Origin of the sequence: Bacillus sp. T2.9-1 (assembly GCF_950097965.1) — a bacterium.
Classification (GTDB): Bacteria; Bacillota; Bacilli; order Bacillales; family Cytobacillaceae; genus Niallia; species Niallia hominis.
In genome coordinates, this window is the sequence record NZ_CATNHG010000034.1 from 1 (window position 1) to 1,233 (window position 1,233).

1 protein-coding gene is annotated in these 1,233 nt (G+C 37.6%); it reads left to right on the forward strand.

All coding sequences use genetic code 11. The annotated features are described in order from the left end of the window. On the forward strand, positions 1–934 hold a 934-nt coding region (locus QQZ16_RS03160), incomplete at its 5' end, for a phospholipase D-like domain-containing protein (protein ID WP_284561088.1). Between the last annotated feature and the right edge of the window lie 299 nt (positions 935–1,233).

The following is a 1,233-nucleotide window of genomic DNA, read 5'->3' on the forward strand; positions in this document are numbered from 1 at the left end:
GAATTATCGGGATCATTGTAAGATTGTGACGATTGACAGAAAGGAATCCTTTACTGGCGGTATGAACGTTGGGTATGAATATACAGGATTAAAGCCAGACGTAGGATTTTGGAGGGACACTCATTTGCAAATTATAGGGGAAGCAACAGGCGACTTGCAGACTATCTTCGACGTTCATTGGAATATCGCTGTACCAGAACGGATAAAGTCAAAAACAAAATCTGAGGCAACGAAAAAGGCCACTAAAATCCCAAAATATAAATCAAAGGAAATCAATCCAACCGGCAGCATAGATCTTTCAAGATGGCCTGCCGAATTAGGATCTGAGTTATGGCCTATAGAAGGTAAAACAGACAATACCCAAACAAAGACAGGAGAATTGCAAAAAGCGTACATCCATACGTTGGAAGGAAACCCTGGAATTCCTACCCCAGTTATTCGTCAAGCTTACTTTATATGTATAACACAGGCGACCAAGACTATTGATATAACAACTCCCTATTTTGTACCAGAAACGGATATTATCATGGCATTAAAGACAGCAGTAACTCGTGGTGTCCGTGTAAGATTGCTGGTTCCTCGCCACAATAATCAAAAAATCGTGGGTCTTGCAAGCCGTACTTATTACGGAGAACTTATAGAAGCTGGAGTTCAAATCTACCAGTACGACAAAGGAATGATACATGCGAAGGTGTTGACCATCGATGAGGAGATTGCTGCCGTAGGCTCAGCAAACTATGATATGAGAAGTTTTCGCCTGAATTATGAGGTGTGTCAAGTCTTGTACAGTACTGATGTGGCGATGGAACTTACACATCAATTCGAGCGTGATCTTGCTGATTCTGTACCATTAAGAATTGAAGACTTGTTGCAACGATCCCTGACCGAGCGCATTGTTGAACAGGGTTCTCGCCTGCTCTCTCCATTATTATGAGTTGATGTATCCTGTTTTTATTGTTCTATGTTAAATCTAGATTTAAAAAATTTCATTGTTTTTAAAATATTTCTGATTGATTTGAAAAGAGTCGAAAACCCTTGTTAGAAGAACTTTCAATATGGTTTTTTTCTTATTTACGATGGAAATTCATTACTAAAAAACGGTAATACTAAAAAGGCAGCTCAAAGAGTTTGAATTCAAAAATATCTGTTACCTTTTCATTTAAATATAGAGGTGATATCAATAGATAATATATTTGAAAATCTTAAGGAAATACGTTTATTAGAAGATAAGCT